The 26,646-nt window shown below is 68.0% G+C and carries 31 protein-coding genes and 3 pseudogenes; 20 read left to right on the plus strand and 14 right to left on the minus strand.

The annotated features are described in order from the left end of the window. Positions 1–200: 200 nt before the first annotated feature. Together E1165_RS28735 and E1165_RS01105 are read right to left on the minus strand one after the other, a co-directional pair. Positions 201–467 (minus strand): hypothetical protein, encoded by a 267-nt coding sequence (locus tag E1165_RS28735; protein WP_165945087.1) that lies wholly within the window; start codon positions 465–467, stop codon positions 201–203. Positions 468–831: 364 nt separating this feature from the next. Continuing rightward, positions 832–1,224, minus strand: a complete 393-nt coding sequence (locus E1165_RS01105; protein ID WP_132386750.1) for a MerR family transcriptional regulator — start codon at positions 1,222–1,224, stop codon at positions 832–834. 62 nt (positions 1,225–1,286) lie between these two features. On the opposite strand from E1165_RS01105, the gene E1165_RS01110 reads away from it, so the two are divergent. Continuing rightward, complete coding sequence (locus tag E1165_RS01110; protein WP_132386888.1) at positions 1,287–2,558, plus strand: MFS transporter; 1,272 nt, start codon at positions 1,287–1,289, stop codon at positions 2,556–2,558. 492 nt (positions 2,559–3,050) lie between these two features. On the opposite strand, the gene E1165_RS01120 is transcribed toward E1165_RS01110, so the two are convergent. Beyond that, entirely contained in the window at positions 3,051–3,590 is a 540-nt protein-coding gene (locus E1165_RS01120; protein WP_132386752.1) for a GNAT family N-acetyltransferase, read from the minus strand. Between the two features lie 344 nt (positions 3,591–3,934). On the opposite strand from E1165_RS01120, the gene E1165_RS01125 reads away from it, so the two are divergent. Next, a complete protein-coding gene (locus tag E1165_RS01125) occupies positions 3,935–4,837 on the plus strand; it encodes an alpha/beta fold hydrolase (protein WP_207916403.1) in 903 nt (300 codons plus the stop codon). Between the two features lie 12 nt (positions 4,838–4,849). Next, positions 4,850–5,689, plus strand: coding sequence for a MerR family transcriptional regulator (locus tag E1165_RS01130; RefSeq protein ID WP_132386754.1), 840 nt, complete (start codon positions 4,850–4,852; stop codon positions 5,687–5,689). Between the two features lie 39 nt (positions 5,690–5,728). Here the strand turns inward: E1165_RS01130 and E1165_RS01135 are convergent. Then, positions 5,729–6,145: pseudogene (locus E1165_RS01135) on the minus strand (transposase family protein); the annotation flags it as partial. A gap of 478 nt (positions 6,146–6,623) precedes the next feature. Then, positions 6,624–6,986, minus strand: a complete 363-nt coding sequence (locus tag E1165_RS01145; RefSeq protein ID WP_243704519.1) for a MerR family transcriptional regulator — start codon at positions 6,984–6,986, stop codon at positions 6,624–6,626. Between the two features lie 58 nt (positions 6,987–7,044). On the opposite strand from E1165_RS01145, the gene E1165_RS01150 reads away from it, so the two are divergent. The 3 genes from E1165_RS01150 to E1165_RS28745 all read left to right on the plus strand — a co-directional run bounded on the left by E1165_RS01150 (position 7,045) and on the right by E1165_RS28745 (position 8,435). After that, on the plus strand, positions 7,045–7,848 hold the full coding sequence (locus E1165_RS01150; protein WP_132386756.1) for an aminotransferase class IV family protein: 804 nt from the start codon (positions 7,045–7,047) through the stop codon (positions 7,846–7,848). A 122-nt stretch (positions 7,849–7,970) separates the two neighbouring features. Continuing rightward, a complete protein-coding gene (locus E1165_RS28740) occupies positions 7,971–8,141 on the plus strand; it encodes a hypothetical protein (protein ID WP_165945088.1) in 171 nt (56 codons plus the stop codon). 147 nt (positions 8,142–8,288) lie between these two features. Next, positions 8,289–8,435, plus strand: a complete 147-nt coding sequence (locus E1165_RS28745; protein WP_165945089.1) for a hypothetical protein — start codon at positions 8,289–8,291, stop codon at positions 8,433–8,435. A 49-nt stretch (positions 8,436–8,484) separates the two neighbouring features. Here the strand turns inward: E1165_RS28745 and E1165_RS29645 are convergent, their stop codons facing one another. The 5 genes from E1165_RS29645 to E1165_RS01175 form a co-directional block, all read right to left on the minus strand. Further along, positions 8,485–8,826: a transposase gene (locus E1165_RS29645; protein ID WP_305792140.1), complete on the minus strand. Its 342-nt coding sequence runs from the start codon at positions 8,824–8,826 to the stop codon at positions 8,485–8,487. Positions 8,827–9,130: 304 nt separating this feature from the next. After that, positions 9,131–9,340, minus strand: a complete 210-nt coding sequence (locus E1165_RS29650; protein ID WP_243704521.1) for a helix-turn-helix domain-containing protein — start codon at positions 9,338–9,340, stop codon at positions 9,131–9,133. 120 nt (positions 9,341–9,460) lie between these two features. Continuing rightward, the gene (locus E1165_RS01165; protein ID WP_132386758.1) at positions 9,461–10,102 is read right to left on the minus strand and encodes a gamma carbonic anhydrase family protein; all 642 of its coding nucleotides are present in this window, start codon (positions 10,100–10,102) and stop codon (positions 9,461–9,463) included. 169 nt (positions 10,103–10,271) lie between these two features. Further along, positions 10,272–11,102 (minus strand): RNA methyltransferase, encoded by an 831-nt coding sequence (locus E1165_RS01170; RefSeq protein ID WP_132386760.1) that lies wholly within the window; start codon positions 11,100–11,102, stop codon positions 10,272–10,274. Between the two features lie 111 nt (positions 11,103–11,213). Next, the gene (locus tag E1165_RS01175; protein ID WP_132386762.1) at positions 11,214–12,032 is read right to left on the minus strand and encodes a phytanoyl-CoA dioxygenase family protein; all 819 of its coding nucleotides are present in this window, start codon (positions 12,030–12,032) and stop codon (positions 11,214–11,216) included. Between the two features lie 153 nt (positions 12,033–12,185). Between E1165_RS01175 and E1165_RS01180 the strand changes: the two genes are divergently transcribed. The 3 genes from E1165_RS01180 (at position 12,186) to E1165_RS28750 (ending at position 13,791) form a co-directional block, all read left to right on the plus strand. Further along, entirely contained in the window at positions 12,186–12,680 is a 495-nt protein-coding gene (locus tag E1165_RS01180; protein WP_243704522.1) for a GyrI-like domain-containing protein, read from the plus strand. A gap of 153 nt (positions 12,681–12,833) precedes the next feature. Further along, a complete protein-coding gene (locus tag E1165_RS01185) occupies positions 12,834–13,283 on the plus strand; it encodes a hypothetical protein (protein WP_132386766.1) in 450 nt (149 codons plus the stop codon). A 349-nt stretch (positions 13,284–13,632) separates the two neighbouring features. Then, the gene (locus tag E1165_RS28750; protein WP_165945090.1) at positions 13,633–13,791 is read left to right on the plus strand and encodes a hypothetical protein; all 159 of its coding nucleotides are present in this window, start codon (positions 13,633–13,635) and stop codon (positions 13,789–13,791) included. A 445-nt stretch (positions 13,792–14,236) separates the two neighbouring features. Here the strand turns inward: E1165_RS28750 and E1165_RS01195 are convergent, their stop codons facing one another. Then, positions 14,237–15,283 (minus strand): aldo/keto reductase, encoded by a 1,047-nt coding sequence (locus E1165_RS01195; protein WP_132386768.1) that lies wholly within the window; start codon positions 15,281–15,283, stop codon positions 14,237–14,239. Between the two features lie 145 nt (positions 15,284–15,428). Between E1165_RS01195 and E1165_RS01200 the strand changes: the two genes are divergently transcribed. The 7 genes and pseudogenes from E1165_RS01200 (at position 15,429) to E1165_RS01220 (ending at position 20,867) form a co-directional block, all read left to right on the plus strand. Next, entirely contained in the window at positions 15,429–15,986 is a 558-nt protein-coding gene (locus E1165_RS01200; protein WP_243704523.1) for a TetR/AcrR family transcriptional regulator, read from the plus strand. Positions 15,987–16,762: 776 nt separating this feature from the next. Next, positions 16,763–17,950 (plus strand): NAD(P)/FAD-dependent oxidoreductase, encoded by a 1,188-nt coding sequence (locus E1165_RS01205; protein WP_132386772.1) that lies wholly within the window; start codon positions 16,763–16,765, stop codon positions 17,948–17,950. A 307-nt stretch (positions 17,951–18,257) separates the two neighbouring features. Continuing rightward, positions 18,258–18,341, plus strand: a pseudogene (locus tag E1165_RS29655) (hypothetical protein); the annotation flags it as partial. 170 nt (positions 18,342–18,511) lie between these two features. Beyond that, positions 18,512–19,075, plus strand: a complete 564-nt coding sequence (locus E1165_RS29660; protein WP_243704524.1) for a sigma factor-like helix-turn-helix DNA-binding protein — start codon at positions 18,512–18,514, stop codon at positions 19,073–19,075. Positions 19,076–19,555: 480 nt separating this feature from the next. Next, positions 19,556–19,957, plus strand: a pseudogene (locus E1165_RS01215) (NAD(P)H-binding protein); the annotation flags it as partial. Positions 19,958–20,078: 121 nt separating this feature from the next. Continuing rightward, positions 20,079–20,201 (plus strand): hypothetical protein, encoded by a 123-nt coding sequence (locus tag E1165_RS30295; RefSeq protein ID WP_256370626.1) that lies wholly within the window; start codon positions 20,079–20,081, stop codon positions 20,199–20,201. Positions 20,202–20,264: 63 nt separating this feature from the next. Continuing rightward, positions 20,265–20,867 carry a hypothetical protein gene (locus tag E1165_RS01220; RefSeq protein WP_132386776.1) on the plus strand — a complete coding sequence of 201 codons (603 nt, stop codon included), beginning with the start codon at positions 20,265–20,267 and terminating at the stop codon, positions 20,865–20,867. A 178-nt stretch (positions 20,868–21,045) separates the two neighbouring features. Here E1165_RS01220 and E1165_RS01225 read toward each other — a convergent pair whose 3' ends face one another. Continuing rightward, positions 21,046–21,957 carry a LysR family transcriptional regulator gene (locus E1165_RS01225; RefSeq protein ID WP_132386778.1) on the minus strand — a complete coding sequence of 304 codons (912 nt, stop codon included), beginning with the start codon at positions 21,955–21,957 and terminating at the stop codon, positions 21,046–21,048. A gap of 87 nt (positions 21,958–22,044) precedes the next feature. On the opposite strand from E1165_RS01225, the gene E1165_RS01230 reads away from it, so the two are divergent. Then, entirely contained in the window at positions 22,045–22,869 is an 825-nt protein-coding gene (locus E1165_RS01230) for an SDR family oxidoreductase (protein WP_132386780.1), read from the plus strand. Positions 22,870–23,236: 367 nt separating this feature from the next. Here the strand turns inward: E1165_RS01230 and E1165_RS01235 are convergent, their stop codons facing one another. After that, entirely contained in the window at positions 23,237–23,398 is a 162-nt protein-coding gene (locus E1165_RS01235; protein WP_132386782.1) for an RHS repeat protein, read from the minus strand. Between the two features lie 283 nt (positions 23,399–23,681). On the opposite strand from E1165_RS01235, the gene E1165_RS01240 reads away from it, so the two are divergent. Next, entirely contained in the window at positions 23,682–24,422 is a 741-nt protein-coding gene (locus E1165_RS01240; RefSeq protein WP_132386784.1) for an ABC transporter permease, read from the plus strand. Positions 24,423–24,784: 362 nt separating this feature from the next. After that, positions 24,785–25,267, plus strand: a complete 483-nt coding sequence (locus E1165_RS01245; RefSeq protein ID WP_132386786.1) for a hypothetical protein — start codon at positions 24,785–24,787, stop codon at positions 25,265–25,267. 682 nt (positions 25,268–25,949) lie between these two features. Here E1165_RS01245 and E1165_RS30575 read toward each other — a convergent pair. Beyond that, positions 25,950–26,075: a transposase gene (locus E1165_RS30575; protein ID WP_207916406.1), complete on the minus strand. Its 126-nt coding sequence runs from the start codon at positions 26,073–26,075 to the stop codon at positions 25,950–25,952. An 81-nt stretch (positions 26,076–26,156) separates the two neighbouring features. On the opposite strand from E1165_RS30575, the gene E1165_RS01255 reads away from it, so the two are divergent. Beyond that, positions 26,157–26,612: an N-acetyltransferase gene (locus E1165_RS01255; RefSeq protein WP_132386788.1), complete on the plus strand. Its 456-nt coding sequence runs from the start codon at positions 26,157–26,159 to the stop codon at positions 26,610–26,612. The last annotated feature ends 34 nt before the right edge of the window (positions 26,613–26,646 follow it).

Below are 26,646 nucleotides of genomic sequence, written 5' to 3' on the forward strand. Positions count from 1 at the left end.
AGTGCGCTGCGGGGTGTGCGACGGACCGTTGTCCTCGCAGCGGCAGAACCGGACGGCCGCACGGTCAGGTGTACTCCTGCCTACACAAGCGGTACGCGCGGTGAAAGAGGAAGTGGCGCACGCGAGGGCGGAGGCACAGCGGCTGCGCGGGGAGTTGGAGGAGTGGCGCAAGCTGGGTCGCGGAAACTGCTCCAGGACGGTCATGGCCGGAAGAGGGCGAGGTCACCGCGATCGCCTACGCCCGCGCCGAGAAGGGCCTGCTGGCGGAGATCGCCGAGTACGAGCAACGCGCCGCCGACGCCGGGACCCCCGCCGTGCTCCGCGGGCGCATCGGGGACCAGGCCGTGGCAGCATGGCAGGAACTCGGTGACGACATTGCGGTCAAGCGGGAGATCATCCGGACCGTCGCCGACATCAAACTCCTGCGTGCCGGGTTCAAGGGCGAACGCCGCACCTTCGGCAGCCACCGTCTCGACTGGACCTGGAAGTTCGGGCCGCAGGACCAGTACTGGCTTGATGTGACTGAGCGCGACAGTTCGGCTAAGTTGAGCACGTTAGGTTGGCGATGCCACCGCCTGTTCGGAGGACCCTCGGCGCAGCCTCGACACCGGGCATGTTTGGCCGCCGAACCACTCTCTGCTTACCGAGGCGAAGAGCCGCAGGTTCCAACGCGCGTCATCTGCGGCATGACAGTGAGGTCGTTCTTGGTGCCTGTGACCCGCTGCTGATATTCCTGGACTTACCGATGACCGCTGTGGAGGAAGGGGCCGACGGTGCTGTGCGCCGACAGCCGTGCGCGGAGTGCCTACCGGCCGTCGGCGTGCCTGTCGGTCAGGGTGCCGCGTCCGTGGTGTCGAGTAGTACGCACTGATCGAATTTCATGCAGCCGCACTCAAGGCAGTCCGCTACTGCCTGCCGCAGGGCCTGGGTCTGTGCGATGTGTTGGTCGAGTTCGGGCAGCTTACGCGTGGCCATGTCCCGCCACTGGCGGGTAGCGGATGGTGTGGTGCCGCCGGCTAGCAGTTGCGTGATCTCGGAGAGGGAGAACCCGACCCGCTGTGCCATCTTGATCAGTGCGACCCGGCGGACGGTGGTCGCGGGCCACACTCGGCGTCCGCCTTCGCGGTGCGCGCCGGGCAGCAGACCGCGCTCCTCCCAGTAGCGCAGTGCTGAAGCGCGCACGCCGGCTTTGTTCGCGATCTCACTAATGGGTAGAGATCGCATGCCCGTCCCTTTTCCGGTCCGGCCTTGACTTCAAGCGTGCTTGAAGGACGACTGTGACCTGCATGTTCTCAGCAGCACCGGGACGGCTGATGCCCGGCCCCTACCGCTCCCTGTTCGCCGACCGCGCCTTTCGGCGGCTAATGCCGGTCTTCGCGTTGTCTGACCTGGGCGATGGCATGACCGTCGTCGCCATTGCGTGGCTCGCGTTCGCGCTGGGGCCCGACGGCGGCCAAGGCGCGCTGGCGGGCGTCGCTGTCGCCGCCTACGTCCTGCCCGGCGCCCTCGGCGCACTGGTTCTGGGCCGATGGATGCGGCGGCTTCCGGCACAGCGGCTCCTGGTCACTGACTCCGCGCTACGGGCCGTGCTGCTGGGGGCGGTCCCGGTCGCGCACGTGGCGGGAGTGCTCACGCCGGCCGTGTACGTCGGGCTCCTGGGTGCCTCCTCGCTGCTACACGCCTGGGGCAAGGCCGGCAAGCATGCCCTGTTCGCTCCTCTGCTTACCGACGACCAGCGTCTGACGGCCAACAGCATGCTCAGCACCAGTTTGTGGAGCGCGATGATCGCTGGCCCCGCTCTCGCGGGCCTGCTCGTGGGAGTGGTGTCCCCGGTATGGATCATCGGCTTGGACGCTGCCACGTTCGCCGTGCTCGCCTTCCAGACCAACCGCATCAACCTGCCCTGTTCACCGGAATCAGGGCCGGTGGCCAGCGGCACACGGCAAGGGCTGACTGTTCTGCGGCGTCAGCCGGAACTCCTCGGCCTGCTCGTCGTCACCTGGGTGTTCAACCTCGCTTTCGGCCCCGTCAAAGTCGCCCTTCCGTTGTTCGTCTCCGACAACCTCGATGCCGGCGCGGGGCTGCTCGGTGCCTACTGGGCCGCATTCGGGATCGGAGCCGTCATCGGCGCTCTGGCGCTAGGCACGGCCAGACAGCTTCCCCTGTGGCCAGCCATGCTCGGCATCATCGCGGGTCACGGCGTCGGAATGCTCCCCTTCGCCATCACGCACACCGCCGTCCCTTCCCTGATCGGCTTCGTTTTCGCCGGACTCGTCTACGGCCCCTACTCCGCACTCTCCTTCACCCTGATTCAGGACCGCGCGCCCGCCGACTCGCTCACCACGGTTCTGGCTGCACGCAGCGCCGTACTCCTGACAGCCTCCCCCCTTGGAGCGGCGCTCGGAGGCTTCCTCCTCGACCGGACCAGTGCCCCCGCTCTCCTCGTCGGATGCGGTGCACTGATGATCCTCCTCGTTCCCACCAGCGCCGCCGCATTGAAGCTCTACGGAAATCACCGACGCTGGCATCACCCCCCACACCGAAGCGGTGCCGTTTGAACGGTGTGCGCACGCTGCCACGGGCGCCTTGGTAGCCCTAATGGGTTCAGAGCGGGTTGGCTCTTGCCGCGACTCCTTTGGTATCCCCGGCACTCGATGCCTTTCGATAAGCGGGAGCTGCTGCGTGGCTCTGCAGGATCGTGTCCGCTTGGATCGGTTCGTGGTTCGAGCCCGCCAGCACGGAGCATCCCTTGGTCATCCGGGGCCAACGAGCCCTCGACGCAAAGACGGGGAGCCGTGCAGGTCGTTGGGATCAAGGACGGCTCATCGGATGTCAGGCCCTCGAGCCTTTCCATTAGGGCGCCCGGCTACTCGGTGAGATCGGTGACGACCGGACCCGTTTCGCCGATGGGCGATCGTTGAAGGCCTTCGCCGGCGCGGCACCGGTAACCCGTGCTTCCGGCCGCAGCCTGGTCGTATCGCAACGCCGGATCAAGAACGACCGACTCGCCGCGGTCGGGCCTCAAGTGGCTGTGACCAGGGGCACTACCGTCAGGTTCCCGCCGCATAACACCGGACGGCGACCTTCTGCTCCGGGCTCCACTGCTGTTCGACTGTGGCCAGCAGCTGCCAGCCGAGCCTCTCGTGCAGAGCCGCCGCCGCAGTGTCAGAAGCCACCACGTCGAGCACTGGATGCAAACCGCGATTCTGTGCTTCTTTGACAGCCTGCGCCATCAGCAGCGCACCGATCCCATGGCCGCGGGCCGACGGAGCGACGAACAGTCGGTTGACCACCGCAGTCGCGTCGATACTCACACCTGCACGAGCGCCCCACAGCCCAGGTGCGGCGTCTCCCGCGTCGCTTCGGGACAAGCCGATATGGCCGGCTACGCGGCCATCCAGTTCCGCCACCCAGGAGGCGATGAGCGATGGCGGCGTGAGCCATGCGTCCGGAAAATCGGGCCAGTTCACCGGATAACCGTCGCGCTCATGGACCTCTGCCAGCACCAGCACACAGTCACTGAGGTCGCGATCAGACCGCTGTCGGACACTCGGGGTTAGGTCCGCGCCGGACACGTTCTCGCCCTTCACTGCGGCATGAAAACATAGCCCAAGGCCCGTGGCCAGCGACTTTCACAACAGACCCTAGTCGAACATGTCGATGCGGCGGCCTGACCGATGACCGTCTACGACGTCTACGGCACCGCGTCCACGCCTGCCCAGAGCTGGCCGGCATCCTCGCTGACCGCCTCGGGCCGACCTTGTTCGCTGCCAGCCTTGGGTGGCGGAGGGTTCCGAGACCGCGACGGTTTCGGGGCGACGCCGTCGGGCACGAACGGGTCGCGATGATGGCGGCGGCCCCGCGAGTGTTGCGGAGGTTATGTCGCCCTCGACGGTTGACCCTGACGCAGCGTCAACCTTTCAGCATGGTTGACATGACTACGAGAACCAGTGCGATCGAGGTAACCGGACCCGGCAAGTCCTACAGCGCCGATCGTAAGAGGGCCGACGGAAGCCGTGGGACGATGCGGCAGTTCACGGTTCACCACGATGATGTCACGATCCCGATCTATCGCGGCGGACAGGGACGACCGCTGGTCCTGTGCCCCGGGCTGAACTCGACACACGCGGATCTGCATGAGCTGATTGAGCTGCTGCAGCGCGACTACGACGTGGTGACCTTCGACCTGCGGGGCCACGGCCTCGCCTCGGCCGCCGACCGGTACTCCTTCAAGGCGTTCCTCAGCGATCTCGTCGCCGTGATGGCGGAACTGGGACACCTCGACCTGCCCGCGGCACCCGTGCTTGTGGGGTACTCGCTCGGTGCGGACCTGGCCGTGCACTATGCCTCCGAGCACCCAGGCACCGTCGCCGAGCTTGTTCTCATCGACGGGGCAAACCCGGTGCCTGAACCATTCATTACCGAGGCTCTCGCGCCGCAGTTCCGCGCAATGTGGGAAGACCTGACGATGCAGCAGGAGGCCGTGCGGGGCACCGCGCGTCAGGTGCTGCTCACTGCCGAGGAGATTCTCGACCTGAACATCGAGATCGATGCGGTGCGGTCGGGGATCCTTGATCGGTACAGAAAGATCGACCAGCCGATCAGCATGATCATGTCGACCTCGATGGCCGGTGACAGCGGCGAAGGGCATGCGCTGAGGCTCAATCAGAACTGGCGGGCCGGCGTCGAGCGGCTTGTCCGCGAGCAGCCGCAGATCACCACGTCCTGGCTCGATGCCGACCACCGGCTGGTCTTCACTCGCGCCCCGGAAATTGCCCGAATCATCCGGAGTGCACACAGCGCAGCGGGCGAGGCCGACTCGATGAACACGCCGTAGGAGAATGGTGCGATGCTGACCATCGGTGAGCTGGCGTCGTACGCCGGAGTGACGGTACGCGCTGTGCGGCACTATCACGCCAAGGGATTGCTGCCAGAGCCCGAGCGGGACCACTCCGGCTACCGCAGGTACGACGCCGGCGCCGTGGTCGAGCTGATCAAAATCCGGATCCTCGCTGAGGCCGGGGTCCCGCTGGCGCGGGTGCGGGAGCTGCTACAGGCGGACGAGGTGGAGTTCGCCGCAGCGGTTGGCGATATCGACAGCCGGCTGCGGGCCGAGATCCGGCAGCGGCAGCGGCACCGGGCGCAGATTGCCCGGCTCGCCGCTGGGGACAACCTGGCGCTGCCCCCGGCGGTGGTCGAGTATCTCGACCGATTGCGGGCGTTCGGAGTCGACGAACGGATGGTCCAAGCCGAACGCGACGGCTGGATCCTGCTGGCCGCGCACTCACCCGAGCGGGTCCCCGAGTGGATAGCACGAAAGCGGGAGCAGCTCGCCGACCCGCAGCTCACGGACTTCTTTCTCACCCTGAGTCAGGCTCTCGACCGGACCGCCGACGACCCACCGTTGGTCGAGCTAGCCGAAAAACTAGCCGCCTACCTCACGCGGTTGGCTGAAGAAGAGGGCGAGGACTACGTTGACGACACCGACATCGAGCCACCGCTGGTCAAGCTGATGGACGAACTGGCGTTCGACACTGTGCCGGGGGCCCGTCGGCTGATCGAGTTGCTGAGGAAACGAGGTTGGACCGGCTGGACCAAGCTTGAGCGCATGAACCGAGCACGGGGTGCCGCCGAGACACCCCATGAAGCCCGTGCGGTGCAGCGGTCCCAGAACCGGATGCGCGCTTAACCCCACGCCGGAACCGTCCACAACTCTTGACAATTCCTCCCGGCCGGCGGCGTCCGCGATGACCTGCACGTTCATGCCGTGGCGTGTGTGTTTGCCGCAGTAGTAGGGCTTCTGCTCGGCGATCCGGTCGATCGGGATCAGCGTGCCGTCCAGGATCGCGTACGCCAGCAGCCGGATGTGTCGCATCGCGGTGTCCAGGTCGCCGGCTGCCGAGTTGGGCAGGGCTATCGCTTCCTGGACGTAGCGCCAGGCGGTGGCGACGCCGATCTCGAAGCCGGCCGCGAGCCGGGAGCAGGTGTCGCCGTTACGCAGATGGGCCAGAGCGAGCAACGCCTGCCGGCCGGGGCCGAGACGCCGGCACCGGGTCGGTGCTGCTGACGGTGGCCGCGGTTGCGTTCGGCGAGGTGGTTCAGGATCCGGCTGGACAACGGGGATCATGGCGGGGTGGGACAGCATGCCGAGGCTCCCGGTCGCGGCTTCGAATCTCGGTCGACACCTGTCCTACCCGGAGCCTCGCACCCATCGATCACCGGACCCGCCACACCCGTCCTGAGCCGCAAGACCAGCCTGGAAAGGCTCAGGACGAGCGGGACGCCGACCAGCACTCGGCCGCCTACGGCCTGGGCGTCGCCACCGACCAGCTCCCGATCGCTCGGGATGTCCTCATGCGCGAAACCGCTCGCCTGTATTGAAACAGCAGGAAACATCCTCGGAAACGATCGCCGCATACTGCGACGTATTAACGACTCAGGACACCAGGCACCGCCGCCTTTGGCCGCGGACGCGACAACCTGGTCCGAGAGTTTCGACCAGGCAGCTCTGCGCGGCGGCGCTGCCGCTACGGCGGCGTCCGGGTCGACCTCAGCGCCAGGGCCGCGGCCGCTGTCGCCGTGGGCAGCGCCCTGGATAGGGTGCCCGCCGAGTCGAACAGCCTTCACGACTGCGTCGGTGAGGTGGCGTTGGCGAGGAGATCGGTGAGGGCGGCCCTGGCGTTCTGGAGTGTGAAGATTCTGCCGTCCAAGCGTCGAAGCTGTTCCTGCAGTGTCGGCGCCGCACAGTGCTCCAGTTCCGGGCCGGGGCCTTGGACGCAGGGCAGTACGTCACGGATGACGTTGGTCGGTAAACCTGCGGCGAGCAGGGCTCGGATGTGACCAACCACGACGGGGGCGTCAGCGTCATAGCGACGGTGACCGCCGCCGATCCGGTGGGAAGTGAGCAGTCCCTGCTCCTCGTAGTAGCGCAGTAGTCGGGGGCTCACGCCGCTCAGGCGCGCCAAGTCTCCGATCCTCATGGTCATGTGATAACCCTCATCCGTGCTTGAATCTCACACTGGTGTCAACTTCTACGTTACTGGTATGTCTTCGTTTGTTGTGCACCGTAATGGCCGGGCGGCAACCGCCGAGGAGCTTGCGCCCCTTGCCTTCGCGGGCTACGCCCACTTCACCGCGATGCAGGTACGTGGGGGCAGGGTCCGGGGTATCGACCTGCATTTGGAACGGTTGCGGCGGGCGTCGGTCGAGTTGTTCGGTCAGGCGTTGCCGGACAACCGGGTGCGGACCCACCTGCGAGCGGCGCTGGAGGCCGGTCCGGACGACATGTCGTTGCTGGCTACGGTGTACTCGTCGGCGGGCGAATTCACCCTGGCTCGGCCCGATGTCGAGCCGGAGGTACTGGTACGCACAGGACCGGCCGCGTCCGGCCCGCAGGGCCCGCTGGCCCTCGCGGCCGTCGAGCACGAACGGTTCTTTCCGGCCGTGAAGCATGTCGGCGAGCCGGCCAAGACGTACCTCCTTCGACGGGCCGCGGGAGAAGGTTTCGACGACGTCGCCTTCGTCGACGGCCGGGGTCGGCTCAGCGAGGGATCGATCTGGAACCTGGCGTTCTGGGACGGCACCACCGTGGTGTGGCCCGAAGCCGGCATGCTGAGCGGGACCACGATGGGCATCGTCCGCCGACAGCTGGACCATCTCGGTGTGCCCCAACGCGTCCAGACAGTCACCCTTGCCGACCTGCCGGCACTCGCCGGAGCGGTGGTCATGAACTCATGGACACCCGGCGTGGCAGTACACCGGATCGGCGCGGTGCCCCTGCCTGATGCGCCGTCCTTCGTCGAGTTACTTCATCGCGCCTACCAGGCCGAGCCGCTCATCTCACCATGAGCCCATACCCCCCACCCGCAAGCTGCGACCCCCTCTCGTCCAGTTGGAAAGTGAGATCACCCGCGCCGGGACGCCGGGACGGGAAGGTTCTGCGCTGGGGATTCGAGGCGGAGCGGAAAGCCATGGCCATCGTTGATCATCTTCTGTGCGCTGAAACTGAGGGCAAGTGGCACGAGCAGATCCTGGAGGCATCTCCGGACGGGCGGTGGCGAGAGCAGTGCCCGGATGACCAGGACGAAGAGGCATTACATCTGCGGCAGGACATCACCCGAGCACTCCACAACGTGCGCTGACCACCCAAGCCGCTCGCGACCGCCGTCATCCACCGATCGGCGTAGCCAAAGCCGCTGGTGGCGACCGTCCACGAGAAGCTGCGCGCTGCGGGCGGCAGCTGCGGACGTCTCTGGGCTGCCAATGAGCGGCGTGCGATAGTCGCGGGTGTGACGTTTCCGCCGGAGGTGCTGTCCATTGCCGTCGCGGCCCGCGCCGAGACTTGGGCGCACCTCGAGATGCGCTGGCACACGCGTCCGATCCAACCGAACTACGGCAAGCCAGTCGTGAGCGTCGAGTTCGAGTCTTCGGCGTGACTCGCCGAGGTCATGATCTAAGGCACCGGCGAGGGGAGCTAGTGCCGCATCAGGCAACGTTTGCCCTGTCGACGACGGCGCGTAGGCGCCGGTCGTCGGCGTGGCGGTTTCGCCAGATGATGTAGCGGCGGTTCATGCTGCCCTGCTCTTTGTGGCTGGCGTGGTCGGTGCCGTCGAGGGTGAAGTAGCGCAGGGCGGTGAACTGGGCCTCGATGCGGTTCAGCCACGAGGAGTTGGTCGGGGTGTAGGCGATCTCGACGTTGTTGGCCTCTGCCCAGTCCGCCACCCGGCGGCACTGCTTGATGGTCAGGTGCGGGGAGTAGTTGTCACACACGATCGCCAGGCGGACTGTCGGCGGGTAGGGGGTGCGCAGGTAGCGGCAGAGTTCCAGGAACTTCGATCAGTTCTTGGTCTTCTTGATGTGGCCGTAGAGCTTGTCCTTGGCCAGGTTCGTAGGCGGCGAACATGTGCCGCACTCCGTGTGGGCGGTTGTAGGTTGCCCGCCGCCTGCGGCGTGGTTCACGGTCGGGGTCTTTGTGCCTGCCGCCGAGTTGGGGCCCACTGCCGGCCCGGGTAGTCGGCCAGCGTGGCCAGGCTCCAGGTCGAGAACGGCAGGCCGTGCTCGGCCGGCTTGGACTTGGCGATCTTCTTGATCTCCCGGCGCTCAGGCAGGGTGAAGGTCCTCGGCCGCCCGCCTACTTCGGATAGAGCGAGTCGAAGCCGTCAGCGTTGAAGTTGTGGATCACATCCCGGACCCGGTCCGCGCTGGTGAACGTCACCTCAGCGATCTTCGCCACGGGCATACTCTGCGCGGTTAACAGCACCATCTGCGCCCGGCGCCAGGTCACCACCGACCCGGTGCCCCTACGGATGATCCGCAGCAGCCGCCTGCCCTCCGTCGTCATCAATCTCACGGACCCGCATGCGCTCTGCCACACCGGCACCGCTTGCCGGACGCGCGCCGCCGAAGTGGAATCCGGACGAGCGCGTCACCTCACCACAGCACAAGGGCCACTGATGCGGCGCTAGCCGAGATTCAGAACCTCATCGTCCGCGTGCGTGCCGAACTCGGCGACGCGCACCTCCGCGATGTGCTCGTACCGGCTGATCCGGTCGGTCCACTCCGCGTCGACGCCGAACGCCACCTGAGCGAAGCCCACCCGCCTGACGGCCTCGGTCAGGCCCGGATCGCCAGGCGCCAGCAGCCGCACCGGCGCGTCAAGCGCCACGGTGTGCGGCGGCACGAAGTACTCGTCCGGCAAAACGGTGCGCGCATGGACAAGCGCGCCGACAGCGACAACCGAGCCGGCCCCCAACCGTGCGCACTGCAGGACCGTCGCCGCGGTCGCCACATAGACGCACCTGCCGACCTCGCAGCCCAGCAGCGTGGCATGCGGCCCCACGAAGACGTGGTCGTCGACAAGCACCGGCTGATCGCCGGCGACCGCAGACCCACGCAACACTGCGTTCTCGCAGATCACCGCCGCCTCCCCGACCTCGATCCGAGACCCCTCGGCATCGAGCACCGCACCGTACATCACCCGCGCCCTCGGCCCCACGCGGACATCACCAACGAGCGTGGCCGTCGGGGCAACGTAGGCGGTGGGATGGACCTGCGGTTCATACCCGCGGTGCCGGATGCGGATTCCCTGCGCTTCAGCGATCATGAGCGGATTCTCGCCCGACGACCGCGAGCATGCTGGCGGATTTCAGACGTCGCGTTCGCCGAGACATGTGCCGTCCGCGATTCGAGGCACTACAGGGCGAACGTTGACTGTGGCGGAGCGGCTGCGATCGGCGATCTGCGCGTACGCGCGGCCGCCTGCGATCAGTGCCCTACCGCCGGGCGGCGGCGGCCCGCTGGCGTGCCGATTCGTACAGCACGACAGTCGCGGCGGTCGCCGCGTTCAGGGAGCTGGCGGACCCGAACATGGGGATCCGGACGAGCCGGTCGCATGCCTCGCGCCAGCCGGAGCTGAGGCCGGTGGTCTCGTTGCCGACCAACACCAGGGTGGGTTGTGTGAAGTCGTACTCGGCGGCGTCCAGAATGCCGCGCTCATCGGTTCCCATGATGCTCATGCCGATGCCGTCGGCGCGGACGTTAGCGACCCAGGATAGAACGGCCTGGTGGGAGGGCACCCGGACAACGGGCAAGGCGAACAGCGAGCCGGTGCTCGCCCGGACCGCCTTCGGGTCGTACACGTCAGCGGCGTGGCCGGTGACGATGACGCCGCCGGCGCCGAAGGCGTCCGCCGACCGAACGAGGGTCCCGATATTGCCGGGGCTGGTGGGCCGATCGAACACGACGGTGAGCATGGTCGGACCGACCGGGATACGGCGCAGGTTTTCTTCCGGCAGCGCGACCACGGCCAGCAGCTCTGGAACCTTGTCTGCCTTGCCCCCCAGTTCGTGCATCAGTTCACGCGAGACGGCGAACTTCTCAGCCCGGACTGTGTCCAGGGTCTCGCGTGCCCAGCCGGACAGCTGAGCGCTGGTGTCGTAGAGCAGCTCCCGGATCTGCCAGCCGTGTTCGACGGCCATGGTGATCGGGCGCACGCCCTGCACGACGAACTCGCCATGTCGCTGCCGCTTGGTCCGATTGCCGAGGAGAGCTCTCCACTGCTGGAACCGCGCATTGCGCGCACTCACTCGCAGAACCACTGCCAACCCCGCCTCCGACGCACTTAGCCCGCCCATGCCCTGCCTGCCACACTTCACCGGTCTCTGGCTCCGAGGTTTCCGACAAGACCTTCGGCCAGACGCTCAGGGACGGACGGATCAAATCGCCCCGGCGCCACGGTCGGTGCCGTCCCCGTCCGGACCGAGGGCATCCTGTCCGAGACCCCGACGGATCGCGATCTCTACGGGTGAGTATGCGCTGTCGGCCCGCTCCAGTTCGTACGGTGCGGCTGGCATCAGCGGTGGTTGGGCCATGAAGCGGGGCCGCGTTCCGTGGTGCGGTTGCGCCGCGTGCACCAGGAATGGGTGGCACAGGAAGACGTCGCCCGGAGATCCGGTGGCGAGGGCGAGCGGCCGGTGTTCGGACGCCGCCACCAGGTCGGGCGCAAGGGCCAGTCCGCTCGCTCCGTCCTCCCCGTACTTCTCCAGCACTTTCGGCACGTCGAGGTGGGAGCCGACCCGGATCCGGGTCGGGGCGTCCTTCTCACCGACCTCACTGAACAGGAACAGCATCAGCAGTGCTCGGCCGCGGGAGCGCACATTGGTGAAGTACCAGCTCTCGCCCTCCGGCAGATAGCTGCCCTCGATGTGCCAGCCCGCGTCGTCCGGCTCCTCTTCGTGTGGGAAGCGCAGCGGGAACGTGCCCAGCGAGTAGCGCGGCTCCCAGCGTCCCGCGCCGACGAGCAGGTCGTACGCGTGATGGAGGAACGGGGAGTTTGGAGCGGCGGCGAACGGCCCCTGCGCCATGCCGGGCACCCAGTGCACGGGCCTCGTCCACGTCGCTGGATCGTCCGGGTCGCAGCCCGTCTCCCGCCACAGCAGCCGCGCGCAGTCCGCTGCCACGCGCGGCGCGACGGCGCCCTCCAGCTTAACGAAGCCGTCGCGAAGGAAGCGGGATACCAAGGTCGTGTCAGACATGCCCCCATCGTGCGGCGGCGCCGGTCTCGATCACCCGACATCTTCCGCGCCGCTTCTGTCGGGTGCCCACCGGCGCGCTGCGACCAGGGTTGACGTCGGGCGGAGGCTTGATGATCCTCGGCACTCCGTCTGACCGTCGAAGGGAGCGAACACGTGGACACCCGCATCGTCGACCATCCCGAGTTCCGGCTCGTGGGGCACGCGGCCCGTGCCCGGCTGGTCCATGAAGGCATCAACCCGCACATCCAGCGGCACATCACCGCACTGCCGACGGAGGAGCACCTGCGCTTGAAGGCTCTCGGCAATACTGAGCCGAGCGGCCTGCTCGCGGTCAGCGACGACCTTGACCCCGACTACGCCGAGGGCAGCGAGCTGACCTACCTTCACGGGGTCGCCGTGTCCCCGGGTACGCCGGTCCCCGGCGGTCTCGACATCATCGAAGTTCCGGCCGGCAGATGGGTGGTCATCCGGACCAGGGGGCCGCATCCACAGACCCCGCAAAAGGTTTGGGCCACGGCCGCAGCCGCGTGGTTCCCGTCCAACCCGTGGCGTCTGCGGCCGGGTCCGGAAATCGTCGCGGTGCATGAGCCTACGAACGACTTCAGCCCCGCGACCTGTGAACTCTGGCTGCCCGTCGAACCGGCGTAACGATCTGGCGAGCATCCAGACAGCATCAGGGTCCAGCCCGGCGGCCAACAGGATGGCCCGGCCACGGCAACCGAGCGCGAATATCCGGATCTACCGCGATGCGGGCGGGACTTGGTCCGCCACTACCCGCCCGCTGAGTCCCGGATGGCGTCCATGAGCGATGAGGTACGACGCGCCGTGGTCGCAGCGCTGCAACGGCTTGCGGACAGCCCCAACTTTCGGGACCGCGCGGACGCCGGCCGCGCCCTGGCGAGCTTCGCGGATATGCCGGAAGCTCAGCAACCGCTGCAGCAGTTCCTACTCGACGTCGCCGACACGTTCGTCACCCGCGCCACCGCGGAAGCCTTACTCCGGAGGGAGGACGCAACCGGCCTGGCGGCAGTGGCGTCGGCCCTGACCAGCGCCGATGACAACCATGCTGACTGGATCCACACCGCAGTCCGTGACGTATTCATGATCTACGCCGACAAACGGGACGCCGCAGTGCGGACGTGCGACGCGATGATCGAGGGTCCTGATCTACCACTTCGCCGGGGAGTAGCCCAATTGCGCGACATGCTGATCGAGATCAACCCGGTTCTCCACCCTGTGGGCGAGAACTGAGCCGATCAAGATGGGCAGACGGCCCATCCGCATCTGCCGCAGATAGAGCACTACCGGGGTGATGAGCTCGACGGAGGTTGGCTGCGGAGCTCGGTGATCAGTCTGCGCGGTCCAGCGTGACCGCGCTGTGAGAGGGGATGCTTGCCCACAGCGCTCGCAGTGTGGAGTAGTGCTGCACTTCCCACTCCGCTTCACGGGGAGCCGGCCGAGATCGGCGAACGCGGGCGCGTCTGGGAACACCATGTCCAGGCTCACCTGCCAGTACTCTGGCTGGTACCAGTCGGTTTCGGTCCAGGCTCCGCACATCGACGGCGAACTGTCGGCTGAGGCTCAGGCTGGGGAGCTGGTCGTGCCAGCTGTACCGGCCCCGCTGAACAATGAAGCCGTCAGCGTCGCTGTCCGGCCCTGGTTCCAGGCCGTCGACTGGCTGGGCAAGAAACTCGCGGAACGCCTTCCACGCCGCCTCGACGTTGTCCACCCGGCCAGGAACCAGGCCGTGCCGGCGTAGCAGCCCGACCAGCTCTTCGCCGCGGCTGGCTGGCCATGAGCCTCGAGTCTGCGTCATCGACGCCATCGGCGGAGCACTCGCCCGCCGACTACGTCCGCCGGCCCACGCTGCCAGCCGAGTCACCGACCCACGGCCGGCGGATGAACCGGCACCCCGCCACCCGCCGACTCAAACACCTCGCCGCTACCGCGAGGAATCCGAATACCGAGGACGCACCCCCACATACTGCGCCACACCTTCATGACCACCAGACTCGACGCCGACGTCAGCCTCCACGACACGCAGATCGCCGCCCGCCACCCCGACCCGCGAACCACCATGCGCCACGACCGCGCCCGCAAAAACCTCGACCGACACCCCCACACATCCTCGCCGCCAATATGCCCCCCCGGAACATGATCAGCCGCTCACGGCTTCGCCGATGAGGGGACGTGGTGATCGTTGCTCAGGCGGTGTTCGCAAGCGGCGAAGGGTTGAGCCTGGCGAAGCCTTCCTGCCGCTGGTAAGGGAAGTACGGGTAAGGCGCGGTGCGGGTGCTGGCAGTGTCGAGCCGGGCTGCCTGTTCGGGTGTGAGTGACCAGCCGACAGCGTCGATGTTCTGCCGCAGTTGTGCCTCGTTGCGAGCGCCGATGATGACGGTGGCTACCGTGGGCCGTCGTAGTAGCCAGTTGACCGCGATTTGTGGCACTGCCCGGCCGGTCTCGCGGGACAGGTCTTGGAGGACGTCGACGACGCGGAACAGGTGCTCGTCGTCGACCGGCGGGCCGTAGGCGGCGGTGGCGTGCAGTCGGCTCGTGGGGGGTGGCGGTGTGTCGCGGCTGATCTTGCCGGTGAGTCGTCCCCAGCCCAGTGGGCTCCACACCACGGCTCCGACGCCTTGGTCGAGTCCCAGGGGCAGCAGTTCCCACTCGTAGTCCCGACCAACGAGCGAGTAGTAGACCTGGTGTGCCACGTACCGGCGGCGGTGGTCCCGGTCGGCTGCGGCGAGGGACTTCATGAGCTGCCAGCCGGCGAAGTTGGAGACGCCGAGATAGCGGATCTTCCCGTCTCGTACCAGGTCGTCCAGGGTCGCTACGACCTCTTCGACGGGTGTTCCGGCGTCGAAGGCATGTAGCTGAAACAGGTCGATGTAGTCGGTACCGAGTCGACGAAGAGCCGCCTCGACTGATCGGATGAGTCGCGCCCGTGAGGTTCCCGCGTCGTTGGGTCCGTCGCCGGTCGGCAGGCCGCTCTTGGTCGAGATCATGACGGCGTCGCGTCGGCCTTTGATCGCCTGTCCCAACACCTCCTCGGAGGCGCCGTCGGAGTACACGTCTGCGGTGTCGAACATGCTTATCCCGGCGTCCAGGCAGATGTCCACGAGGCGTCTTGCCTCGCGCGCGTCCGTGTTGCCCCAGGCGCCGAAGAGCGGTCCGGAACCGCCGAAGGTGCCGGCGCCGAAGCTGAGGACGGGCACGGTGAGCCCGGAGGCTCCAAGTCGTCGGTACTCCATGATGACAACCTTCCGTTAAGGGAACCGCAGTTCCGTTAATGCATCAGCTACGCTAGCAGCCATCCGCAGTTAAGGGAACTGGAGACCCGTTATGGTCGTCGGTGTGATCCGACCCGGAGGACGGACCGCCCGGGTCCGCGCCGCCGTGCTGCGAGCTGCCGGTGACGCACTCGTCGAGCACGGCTTCGACCGCCTCGACCTCACCGACGTGGCGCGCCGCGCCGAGGTGGGCAAGACAACCGTCTACCGCCGCTGGGGTACGGCAGCCGGCCTCGTCGCCGACCTGCTGACGGACATGGCCGAGCAGTCACTGCCGCGGACCGACACCGGATCGCTGATCGAGGACCTGCGCGCCAATGCCCGGCTCGTGCAGCGCACCCTGGTCGACCCGCGTCAGGGTGCACTGTTCCGGGCGGTCATCGTCGCCGCGACCTGCGACCCCCGCGCCGCCGAGGCTCTCCATCGCTTCTACGCCGTCCGGATCGCCGAATGGGTCCCCTGCGTGGAGCAGGCTGTGCGGCGGGGGGAACTGCCTTCGGGCACAGACGCGGCCGAGGTGATCCGCGCCGTCTCGGCACCGCTCTACTACCGCCTGCTCGTCAGCGGAGACCCTATCGACAGGGCCACGGCAGACCGGGCCGCCGAGGCGGCAGCGGCGGCCGCCCGCGCCGGCGTCTACACGCCCACGAGCGGCCCCAACTGACGACACCACCCATCCGGGGCGCCAAGAGGCCGCGGCGTGGCTGGCCATGCCGGGGCTCCCGAGTGTGTCAGTCGCCGACCTGAGCGTCTTTCCCGACCTCGACGTCCCGCCCATCTCACCGGCTCCGCAACCTCTGCACCCCGACGCTTCTCTCGCGTGCCGGGGGGTTGTACGGGGATTAGTTGATCTTGTTGTAGTGCCGTTAGGCATGGTGAAGGAATCCTCTGCTGGGTGGAGGTGGGTTTGTGGTCGTGAGGCCGTGGAGGTTCGGACCATGGCCGTGGTCGGCCCAGGCACGCGTCTGGGAGTTCCGCGATTTGCGGCGGGTGACGGGCAGGGCGGACGCGCGGAGTGACGGGCGGTTCCGGCTCTCCTTGACCGCGTTTGTCACCAGCGCGTCGGGTTTCATCGCTGGCGCTGCCGTCGCCGTGCTGCGCGAGTGCGTGGACGGGCCAGCCGCGTTATCGCTGGTGCGCAGCGTCGGGGTCCGCCGGATTGAGAGCGGTCTGCCTTGCGCGTCACCGCGAGCAGTGCCGGTTCGGCCAGTGATGTTCTGCCGGTCCGCTCGGCCACGGCCCGGCCGCCAGGTCGCGGCGGGCTGCTCGGCGATGGTGGGTGTGTTTGTGACCGTCGGGCTCAACCTCGCCGCCGAGCTACAGCTACGGCGAGGGCTCCGCGTGCCACCCCACGGCTGTGCAGTGATCTGTCTCACGCATGTCACAGCGATCGGACATGCGGTGTCTTGTGCCCGAACCCCTGGAGACGGAGGAGGCACTATGACCGGGAACATCGATGTAGTCGTGATCGGCGGTGGATACGCCGGCGTCATTGCCGCTAATCGCCTGACACAGCGCGACGACGTGGCGGTGACGCTGATCAACCCGCGTCCGACCTTCGTCGAGCGGATTCGCCTGCACCAACTGGTGGGTGGGTCCGACGACGCGGTGATCGACTTCCAGGAGATCCTGGCCGACGGCGTCCGGCTGATGGTCGACACCGTAACCCGGATCGACGCGGCCGAGCGCCGCGTGACGTTGGCGACCGGCGGCACGGTTGGCTACGACTACCTGATCTACGCGGTGGGCAGTGGCAGCGCCGACCCGCAAGTGCCTGGAGCGGCCGATTTCGCCTACCCGACCGCCAGCCTGGAGGAAGCGCAGCGGCTGCGGTCCGTCCTCGACGCCGCACCCGCAACGGCCTTGGTGACGGTGGTCGGTGGCGGTCCGCTCGGCATCGAGACGGCCGCCGAGCTCGCGGAGCTGGGCCGGACCGTGACCCTGGTCTGCGGCGAGCAGCTCGGCCCGTACCTGCACCCACGGGGCCGACGCTCGGTGGCCAAGGGGTTGTCCAAGCTCGGTGTAACCGTGCTCGAGGGCCCCGGCGCGAAGGTGACCGGTGTGACACGCGATGCCGTGCGACTCAGTAACGGCCGGAAACTGCCGAGTACGGTGACGATCTGGACCGCCGGCTTCGGCGTGCCGGACCTGGCCGCGCGCAGCGGGCTGAGCACCGACGCCGTGGGCCGCCTGCTCACAGACGAGACATTGACCAGCGTGGACGACGAGCGCATCGTCGCGACCGGAGATGCGGCGGCCCCTTCGGACCTGCCGTTGCGGATGAGCTGCCAGGCCGCGCTTCCTCTGGGCTCGCACGCCGCCGACACAGTGCTCAGCCGGATGGCGGGTGAGCAACCCGCGGATTTCCGCAAGGGGATCGCCGCGATGTGCGTCAGTTTGGGTCGTCGGGCCGGTGTCTTCCAGTTCGCCCATCGGGACGACACTGCGATGAGACTTCACTTGAGAGGCCGACTTGGCGCGAAGATCAAGGAAGCCGCTTGCACGAGCCCCGTCAAGCAGTTGGTGGACGAGGCGCGCAATCCCGGTTCGCACACCTGGCCGGTCAACGATGCCAAGCGCCGGCAGCGGCTCCAGGCCAAACGCGACGAGGAGCCGGCCACCCGCTGAGCGCGCAGCCTGCGCCACGTATCGGTAGTCGATCCGGTCGGCTATGGGCAACCCGGACTGGATGTCACGCTGCGACATCGTCGCCGGGGGCGCCGCCGAAGGCATGCGTTCATCGCCGGTCCTCTGAGCAACGGATCGCGGACAGCTTGGCGCAATTGGCCCCTGCTGTGTGTGCACGCGTCGACATTTCGGCCAACCATGGCCGGCCGCGAAGGAGAAGGGTCGAAATATGAGCGACCACGCCGTTGACCCGGCGACCGAGACGTTCCTCGCCCACCGCAACCTACTGTTCACCGTCGCCTACGAGATGCTCGGATCGGCGGCTGATGCTGAAGACGTCCTGCAGGAAACCTGGCTGCGGTGGGTCAAGGTCGACCTGGGGCCGGTGCGCGACCAGCGCGCCTACCTGGTCCGGATCACGACCCGACAGTCGCTCAACCGGCTACGCACCATGAAGCCTCGTAGGGAGGCCTATGTCGGCCAATGGCTGCCCGAGCCGCTGCTCACCGCTCCGGACGTGGCCGACGACATCGAGCTCGCCGAGAGCATGTCGAGGCGCTCATGCTCGTCCTCGAAACACTGTCGCCAACCGAACGCGCCGTCTTCGTCCTGCGCGAAGCCTTCGACGTCAGCTACGACGAGATCGCCGCCGCCATCGGCAAGAGCCCCGCGGCCGTCCGCCAGATCGCCCACCGCGCCCGCCGGCACGTCGACGCCCGCCGCCCCCGCCAGACGGTCTCCCCCAGAGAGACCCAGGCAGCTCTGGAGTCGCTCCAACGCGCGCTGCAAACCAGGGACCTGCAAGGCCTCCTCGACGTGCTCGCCCCTGAGGTCGTCATGGTCGGCGACGGCGGCGGAATCAAGCAGGCCGCACTGCGGCCGGTCATCGGCGCCGAGAAAGTAGTCCGCATGATCCTCGGCGGCGTCGCCAAGGTCGAGGCCACGATCACGACTGAACCCATCGTGGTCAACGGCAATCCAGCACTCATCCTGCGTCTGGACGGCGAGATCGACGGCGTCATCGCGATCCGTGTCGAGCAGGCCCGCATCACCGGCCTCTACTACGTCCGCAACCCGGAGAAACTGGCCCACATCAAATCCGAAACCCCACTCACCCTGGGATGAACACCGACGACCGAACAGCAACCTGGACCAGACACAGCGCCGAAGTACCACACCGGGCCGACGCTGTGCCCATCCGGTGGCCGACCAGGTTCCCCTTCATCGAAGTCCCCGTAGGGACTGGCAAACCCACGGTTTATCGGCGCCTGCGTCATCAGGTGCGCTCCCCCGGCGGTGGGCATCGACGTAACGCTCCAATCGCCTCGCCACCGTCATGCGATCTTGGCAGCGCGGAGCAACTGAGCGAAGGCATCTGCTCATCGATGAGGCGCGAACCGCGCGTCCCGTCACCACGGTCAGCAAACACGTCATCGCCGACGCCGTGCGGATCCTCCCCGATAGCGCGCCGTGCGGGAGCTGGGCTACTGCCCGTCCAGGGGGTGCCCGGCTGTCTCGTCTGTAGTCAGTTAACCCAACGAACGGAAATGTCATGAAAATCTTTGTTGCCGGCGCGTCCGGCGCGATCGGTAGCACCTCGTTCTCCAGCTCGTGGCGCGCGGCCACGAGGTGGTTGGCACGACCCGCTCCGCGGGGAAGATCGGCGCGTTGCGTGCGCTCGGCGCGCAGTTGGTCGTGGTCGACGTGCTCGACCCTGAGGCGGTGGCCGACGCCGTGGCCAAGGCCGAGCCCGAGGTAGTCGTCCACCAGCTCACCGCGATCGGCGGACGGCCGACCTTTCGAGGAGTCAAGCGGATGGCGGCGGCCACCAACCGGCTGCGCACCGAAGGCACCGACCACCTGTTGGCCGCCGCGTACGCCGTGGGCGTGCGCACGTTCGTGGCGCAGAGCAACGCAACGCCGTCTGGGTGGAACGGACCGGCGGGCCGGTCACCGACGAGAACGGCCGGCTCGAGCCGAACCCGCCCAAGGACGCCGAGCCGTTAGTAGCCGCACTACGCCACCTGGAGAACGTGGTTACCCGCATCAGCTGGGCCGACGGCATCGCGATTCGCTACGGCAACTTCTACGGCCAGGGACCGGCGTCGAGACCGCGCCAGGTGCTGTCATGGCCGAGATGATCCGCAAGCGAATGATCCCGATCATCGGCGACGGTGGCGGGATGACGTCCTGGGTGCACATCACCGATGCCGCCTCGGCCACGTGCGGCGACCTGCCTTATCCCTGCTGATGTGGCGTCCGCGCACCGCCCCGCGTCGCATACCATGGCCCTTGACCTGCAGGCGAGACGACTGTGGACCTCAGCTGCGGCAACGGCACCCCCGCGGAGCTACGCCGCCGCGAGCGGACCGGATGGGCAGCAATCTTGATTGATCGCTGTGGTGTGACGCTTCGCGGGCCATCGCTGGCCCTGGTCGCCGGCGCATCGAGTACACCGGACCGATGGGATGAAACGATGCGCAATACCGAGATGGCGAAGCTGAGCGGCCTCGTCGGCGAATGGGCGACGAAGATTTCCGATGCCTTCTTCCTCGAACCGCCGGGCACCGAGGTGCCGGGCACCACCACCATCGAGTGGCTCGGGGAATCGCTACTGGTCGCGCGGTCGGAGTTCGGCGGGGGCCCGCAGGCGCGCTCCGAGATGAGTCTCGTTCTCGGACGCAGCGACGCGAACGATCGGTTCGTCGCGCTCTACCAGGACGACCGCGGCGTCTGCCGCGAGTTTGCCATGACCTTCGAAGGCGGGCACTGGACGATGACCCGTGAGGATCCGGACTTCCACCAGCGATTCATCGCCGACGTCGAGAAGGACCGGATCCTCGCCCGCTGGGAGGCGTCCGAGGACGCCGGCAAGTCCTGGCGGAAGGACTTCGACCTCACCTTCGAGCGCGCCTGAAATCTGGCGCGCGGTCGACGAGCACCGCCCACCATCAGCGGCAGAAGAGTGCGCGGGCGGCCGATCTTGCCAGGGTACGGTTCTACGTACTTCCGAGACGCGTTGCAGTTGCCCTCTCGACGTGGGTGGGTAGTCACCCGAGCCTCTCGGCCACGCTCGCGGACAGCCGATGTAGTGGTCAGGCGCTGAGGACCTCGCGGTAGAGCAGGGCGGACTGGTTCTTGATGGCGGTGACCATGGCTGCTGCCCGGGGGGAGCGGGCCGTGGGTGTGACGATGACGGCAGAGCGGCCGGGCCATCCGGTGTCGTCGACCGGGAGGGCTCGGACGCCGGCCGGGACGGTGGGGGCGGCGAGATGGGGAAGGACCGAGATGCCCAGGCCGGCGGCGACCAGGCCGAGGCGGGTGGGCCAGTTGCGCACCGCGTGTGCGATGTGGGGTTCGGTCAGGCTCGGCCAGGCGCGGAACTGGGGGTCGGGGCCGTCGGTGACGATCCAGCGCTCGGTGGCCAGGTCGGCCGGGCGGATCCGGGCGAGGCGGGTGAGGCGGTGCCCTTCCGGTACGGCGACCATCAGGCCGCCCTCGCTGAGTACGTCCTGGCGCAGGTCGCGTAGGTCGTAGTCGGGCAGGCCGGGGCCGACCGCGATCACCGCCACCTCGATCCGGCCGGACCGTAACCGGCGCAGCAGGGCGGGCGTCGAGCCCTCGTCGATGGTCGCCTCGATACCCGGGTGGTCGGTGCGCAGTTGCGCGAGGGCGCGGGGGATGAGTGCGGCTGATGCGGTGGGGAACGCGCCGACCGTCACCCGCCCGGCGAGCCGGTCGCGCAGGCCGGCCAGTTCGGACTCGGCGGCCTCGACAGCGGCCAGCACGGTGGCCGCGTGCCGGACCAGTGCCTCGCCGGCCGCGGTGAGTCGCACCCCGCGTCGGCCGCGGTCGAACAGGGTCGAACCGGCGGCCGACTCGGTCGCCGCGATCTGCCGGGAGATCGCCGACTGGGTGTAGCCGAGGTTGTCCGCTGCGGCGGTGAACGAGCCGGTCGCCGCGACCTCTCGCAGCACACGCAGGCCGGCCAGGGTGAACTCTGCCATCCCGGCATTTTGCCATGCGCTCGATGCATGGCTAGCGTGCGTGATCGTCGCTTGTGGCAGGGCTGGTGGAGGCGGATGGTGGAATGTATGAAGACTTGGCTGATCACCGGAACCTCGTCGGGTTTCGGTCGTATCCTCACCGAACTGCTCCTCGACCGCGGGGACCGGGTCGCCGCGACCCTGCGCCGGCCGGACGCGCTTGACGACCTCCGCGCCACGGCCGGCGACCGGCTGTGGGTGGCGACGCTTGACGTGACCCGGCCGGACGACGTGCGCGAGCGGGTCGACGAGGCGTTCGCGCATTTCGGCACGGTGGACGTCGTCGTCAACAATGCCGGGTACGGGCTGTTCGCTGCCGTTGAGGAGGCCTCTCGCGAGCAGATCCAGCGGGTCATCGACACCAATCTGCTCGGCTCGATCGACGTGATCCGTGCGGCCCTGCCTCACCTGCGCGCCCAGGGACACGGCCGGATCCTGCAGGTGTCGTCGGCGGGCGGGCAGACCACGTACCCGAACTTCAGTTACTACCACGCCGCCAAGTGGGGCATCGAGGGCTTCTGCGAGACGGTCGCCGCCGAGGTCGCACCCTTCGGGATCGGCGTGACGATCGTGGAGCCGGGCGCTACCCCGACCGGATTCGGCACCAGCATGGACACCGCGCCGATCATGGTTGAGTACGACGCGACCCCGGCCGGCGACACCCGGCGGGCGATCGCGGACGGTTCGTTCGCCCTGGACAACGACCCGGAGGCGATCGTCCGGGCGATGATTGCCAGCGCCGACGGGCCGGACGCGCCGTTGCGGCTGCCGCTAGGCGAGGACACCTATCGGGACGTGCGCGCATCGTACGTCAAGCGTCTCGAACGCTTGGATGCCTCCCGTGAGACCGCATTGTCGGTGGTCAGGGCTTGAGTGCGAGGCCGGGCCACATGCCGGTCCTGACAGTGTCGAAGGTCGGGGAGCGCGCCGGTGGGCCGCCATTCGGGCAGCGGCCCGATGCCGGGCCCGACCAGGGTGATAGGCATTCGCTCAGCGGCAGAAGCGCGCACCAGGCCGTCTCGGTCAACCGGTCAGGGATCTACGGAGAGTTACTTGATGTCCGGCCTGACCGGCGGCGATAGGTAGGACGGGTCCGCTGGTCGAACGGGAGACTCACTGCGGGATGGGGACGCGTTGGCGGAGCAGGTCCAGGTGGGCGCGGCCGTACATGGCGCGTTCGAGTGCTTGATGCGGTTGACCTGGCCTTCGATGAAGCCGGAGCTGTAGGGCCGGATGCTCGTCAGTTGGCCGCGTCGTCGTGGCTGTAGGTGGTGGCGCCCGCGTCGGGGTCGCTGACCGTACGTTCGCGGCTGGGCAGGTCGTAGGCGTACGACCACATGTTGCCGGCCGGGTCGGTGACCCTGACCAGTTCGTTGCGCAGGTTGTAGTCGTACGCCCGCAACTACGCCGGCAGGGATTCACCGGCGCATGCCCAGCGCTTCTCGTCCAACGGGCCTACCTGAGGTCGAAGCGCCGCTGGCCCGTTGGCTGCCGGAACTGCCCACCTGGGCGCAGAGCGTGCGCCTACGCCGACCTCGCGGGAACCGGTCGGGAGTGAGCCTGCGTCTCATCTCCCACCGGGTCGTTATAACCGCAGTGTCCGAGACAGCGGCTCCCCGGAGTATTGGGGAGCACGTTGCCGAGGACGTGACCCGGAGGGTCGGGCCCTCGGCAAGAATGCTCGGATGAGCGGTACCACGATCAGCGTCGGCCCCGTCCTGTTCGTGAGCCTGGCCGCGTTGACCCTGCTGGCGGCAGCCGTGTTCCGCTTGGCCGGGCTCGGCTCCGGCAAGGCCGTGCTACGCGCGGCGGCACGGGCGGTCCTGCAGCTCGGTGCGGTCTCACTGGTCATCGTGGCCGTGCTGCGGTCGTGGTGGAGCACGGCCGCCTTCGTCGCCGTGATGTATGTCGTGGCTTCGGTCACCTCGGCCCGCAGGATGGGTCCCTCCCGTGGCCGGTGGGCGTCCGTGCTGCCGATCGGGCTCGGGGTGGTGCCCGCCCTCGGTCTGCTCCTCGGCAGCCGGGCGCTGCCCGCCACGCCGCTGGCGGTGCTGCCCACGGCGGGGATCCTGATCGGTGGCGCGATGACCGCCACCACGCTCGCCGGGCGCCGGGCACTGGACGAGTTGACCGCGCGGCATGGCGAGTACGAGGCCGGGCTCGCGCTCGGGTTCAGTGAGCGCGACGCCGTACTGGAGGTCTGTCGGCCAACCGCCGGCCAGGCGCTCGTGCCGGCTCTCGACCAGACCCGGACGGTCGGGCTGGTCACCCTGCCCGGCGCGTTCGTCGGCGTACTGCTGGGCGGGGCGGGCCCGGTGCAGGCCGCGGCGACCCAGCTGCTCATCCTTGTGGCGCTGCTCGCGGTCGAGGCGGTCGCCATCGGCACGACGGTCGAACTCATCGCCCGAGGGATGCTGCGCCGATAGCGCCCTCGGGTTAGCGGATAGCGCCCGGACGGCGACGCCGGGCACGCAGCAGCCCAATCGCGATCGGCAGCAGAACAACGACGATCGGTACCGACCCTGGCCGATGCTCAAGCAATGCGTCGGGATGACCCTGGCGATATAGCGATCAAGTCAGGCCAAGGTAGGGCAATTCGCGGCGAGCGTGGATGCCAAGCTTACGGAAGGCCCGGCAGAGGTCGTGCTCGACGGTCCCCGGTCGAATCACCTGGTGCTCCTGCGAGGTGAGCCGATCCAATGGTTAGCGGTGGTCGGCTCAGCCGGGACGAACGCCTCTCCGGTCGCCTTGAGCTCGGTGCGCACAGCGTCCCGGTCACCGCTGAACCATGCGTACCCGGCACCGGCTCCGCCTCTCCCCTGGCATCACCCACAACGGCATGGACGAAGGCGACTCCGAGACCCTCTACACCGAACCGCCCCGCACTCCCCCACTGGGCCTGGCGTACCTGCACGTCTCGCAGAACGACACCCGCGCCATCACCAAACTGGTGCGCGCCGCGTGGCCCGGCACGCTGATCCTCAACCCGCACCCCCCGGGCAGCGACGCGCCCGCAAGCCCGGAGGACGATGCCGACGCGGTGCGCTCCGGACTCACGGACGCGATCCCGGGGGACGCGCGCTCCGACCACCGACGCACCATGCGTTCCGCGGAGAAGCATGTCGCCCGGACGCGCGAGCAGGGCGGCCGGGTGCCTGCGGCATGGCTGGCGGTGCCGGCCGGGCCGCTGTCCTTCGGCATCGCCGGGCCCACCCTGGTCCTCGCCGACGTCGCCCGCGACCTCGGCCTCACGCCCGCGGCGGTGACGTGAATGAGGTTCCCGTCAGCCGGCCCTGTTCCCCCCGTCAGCTGCCCGGTGCGGCACACGGGAGCGGCGGTGCTCCGCCGCGTTATCCTGCTGAGGTATCCGCCTGGTCATGGCCTGCGCCGCCGGCCCTGCGACCTTCCAGCCCTCAGGCAGGTCGCAACCCCCAGCTTCGAACACCGCGCCGGTCACATGACCGAACTGCCCTACCTCTTCGACGACATCGCCGTCTTCCAGGACATCGCGCCCGAGCAGACCATGTGCCGCAACCACATGCTTCACACCTGGACCCGCTTTGCCGCATCCGGCAAGACCACCTGGCCCAGCTTCCGCGCGACCACGAACATGTGCAGAAACTGTCCTCGCATGCCTGGCAGCGCGCCGGCCTCACCACCGACCACAACTACGGCTTCTGGGAAGACCTCCGTTGACACCAGCGCAAAAGGACGTCTCGTAACTTCCGAGCACGGTCGCGCGCGGCACCTCGGGCCAGTCCTCGGGGAAGCGATACACCCGGCCACGCCCACCGGCCCATCGCTTCCTTGACCCACAGGACCACGGACCGCTTGAGCACATCACGCTCCACCGTCAGCTCGGCGTTCTCCCGCCGCAACCGGGCCAGATCCGCGCGTTCGTCCTCCGACAACCCGCCCGCGCCAGCGGCCGCCACGCTGCTCGAGTTCCTTCTTCACCCAGTCGGCGGGGGTGCCGTCAGGTCACGCGCGACCTGGGCAATCGACTTCCCGGTCTCCCGCACGATCCGCACCGCACCAGCACGGAACTCCGGATCGAACTGGCGTCTCGTCTCAGCCATGAACCTCTATCCACCAGGTTCTGGCCTCCACGCTACGAGGGGAACTGCACCGGCCTCTTCCGACTCGGTAGGTTGTCGGTCATGACGGACGTGCGGCTGGAGCCGATGACCGAGGATCAGTACAAGCCGTGGCGGGCCGAGGCCGAGGCGCACTACGCGCAGAGCGTCGCCGCGTCGGGCCAGTCGGCGCAGGACGCGGCCCGCAACGCCGCCGACACCTACGCGCAGCTGCTTCCCGACGAGTTCGCCACCCCTGACCACCATTTCTGGTACGCGTACGACGGCGACCGCCGGGTCGGTTTCCTCTGGGTCAAAGTCACCCGCAACACCGCATTCGTCTACAACATAGCCGTCGAACCCGACGTACGCCGCCAGGGCTACGGCCGCGCGATCATGCTGGCTGCCGAGCGCTGGTGTCACGACAACGCGCTGACCAGAATCGGCCTGCACGTCTTCGCCCACAACACCGGCGCCCGAGCCCTCTACCAACAGCTGGGCTTTACCGAGACCAGCCACAGCATGGCCAAAGACCTGTGACCGCCAGCCCTTCGACCGCACGACTTCGGCCTCC

Origin of the sequence: Micromonospora sp. KC723 (assembly GCF_004348595.1) — a bacterium.
Classification (GTDB): domain Bacteria; phylum Actinomycetota; class Actinomycetes; order Mycobacteriales; family Micromonosporaceae; genus Micromonospora.

Coding starts and splice junctions, on each gene's coding strand:
- E1165_RS01105 (WP_132386750.1), bottom strand. CDS start 1,224: ATGCGATCTCTACCCATTAGTGAGATCGCGAACAAAGCCGGCGTGCGC.
- E1165_RS01110 (WP_132386888.1), top strand. CDS start 1,287: ATGTTCTCAGCAGCACCGGGACGGCTGATGCCCGGCCCCTACCGCTCC.
- E1165_RS01125 (WP_207916403.1), top strand. CDS start 3,935: ATGACTACGAGAACCAGTGCGATCGAGGTAACCGGACCCGGCAAGTCC.
- E1165_RS01130 (WP_132386754.1), top strand. CDS start 4,850: ATGCTGACCATCGGTGAGCTGGCGTCGTACGCCGGAGTGACGGTACGC.
- E1165_RS01145 (WP_243704519.1), bottom strand. CDS start 6,986: ATGACCATGAGGATCGGAGACTTGGCGCGCCTGAGCGGCGTGAGCCCC.
- E1165_RS01150 (WP_132386756.1), top strand. CDS start 7,045: ATGTCTTCGTTTGTTGTGCACCGTAATGGCCGGGCGGCAACCGCCGAG.
- E1165_RS28740 (WP_165945088.1), top strand. CDS start 7,971: ATGGCCATCGTTGATCATCTTCTGTGCGCTGAAACTGAGGGCAAGTGG.
- E1165_RS29650 (WP_243704521.1), bottom strand. CDS start 9,340: ATGACGACGGAGGGCAGGCGGCTGCTGCGGATCATCCGTAGGGGCACC.
- E1165_RS01165 (WP_132386758.1), bottom strand. CDS start 10,102: ATGATCGCTGAAGCGCAGGGAATCCGCATCCGGCACCGCGGGTATGAA.
- E1165_RS01175 (WP_132386762.1), bottom strand. CDS start 12,032: ATGTCTGACACGACCTTGGTATCCCGCTTCCTTCGCGACGGCTTCGTT.
- E1165_RS01185 (WP_132386766.1), top strand. CDS start 12,834: ATGAGCGATGAGGTACGACGCGCCGTGGTCGCAGCGCTGCAACGGCTT.
- E1165_RS01195 (WP_132386768.1), bottom strand. CDS start 15,283: ATGGAGTACCGACGACTTGGAGCCTCCGGGCTCACCGTGCCCGTCCTC.
- E1165_RS01205 (WP_132386772.1), top strand. CDS start 16,763: ATGACCGGGAACATCGATGTAGTCGTGATCGGCGGTGGATACGCCGGC.
- E1165_RS29660 (WP_243704524.1), top strand. CDS start 18,512: ATGCTCGTCCTCGAAACACTGTCGCCAACCGAACGCGCCGTCTTCGTC.
- E1165_RS30295 (WP_256370626.1), top strand. CDS start 20,079: ATGGCCGAGATGATCCGCAAGCGAATGATCCCGATCATCGGCGACGGT.
- E1165_RS01225 (WP_132386778.1), bottom strand. CDS start 21,957: ATGGCAGAGTTCACCCTGGCCGGCCTGCGTGTGCTGCGAGAGGTCGCG.
- E1165_RS01230 (WP_132386780.1), top strand. CDS start 22,045: ATGAAGACTTGGCTGATCACCGGAACCTCGTCGGGTTTCGGTCGTATC.
- E1165_RS01240 (WP_132386784.1), top strand. CDS start 23,682: ATGAGCGGTACCACGATCAGCGTCGGCCCCGTCCTGTTCGTGAGCCTG.
- E1165_RS01245 (WP_132386786.1), top strand. CDS start 24,785: ATGCGTACCCGGCACCGGCTCCGCCTCTCCCCTGGCATCACCCACAAC.
- E1165_RS30575 (WP_207916406.1), bottom strand. CDS start 26,075: ATGGCTGAGACGAGACGCCAGTTCGATCCGGAGTTCCGTGCTGGTGCG.
- E1165_RS01255 (WP_132386788.1), top strand. CDS start 26,157: ATGACGGACGTGCGGCTGGAGCCGATGACCGAGGATCAGTACAAGCCG.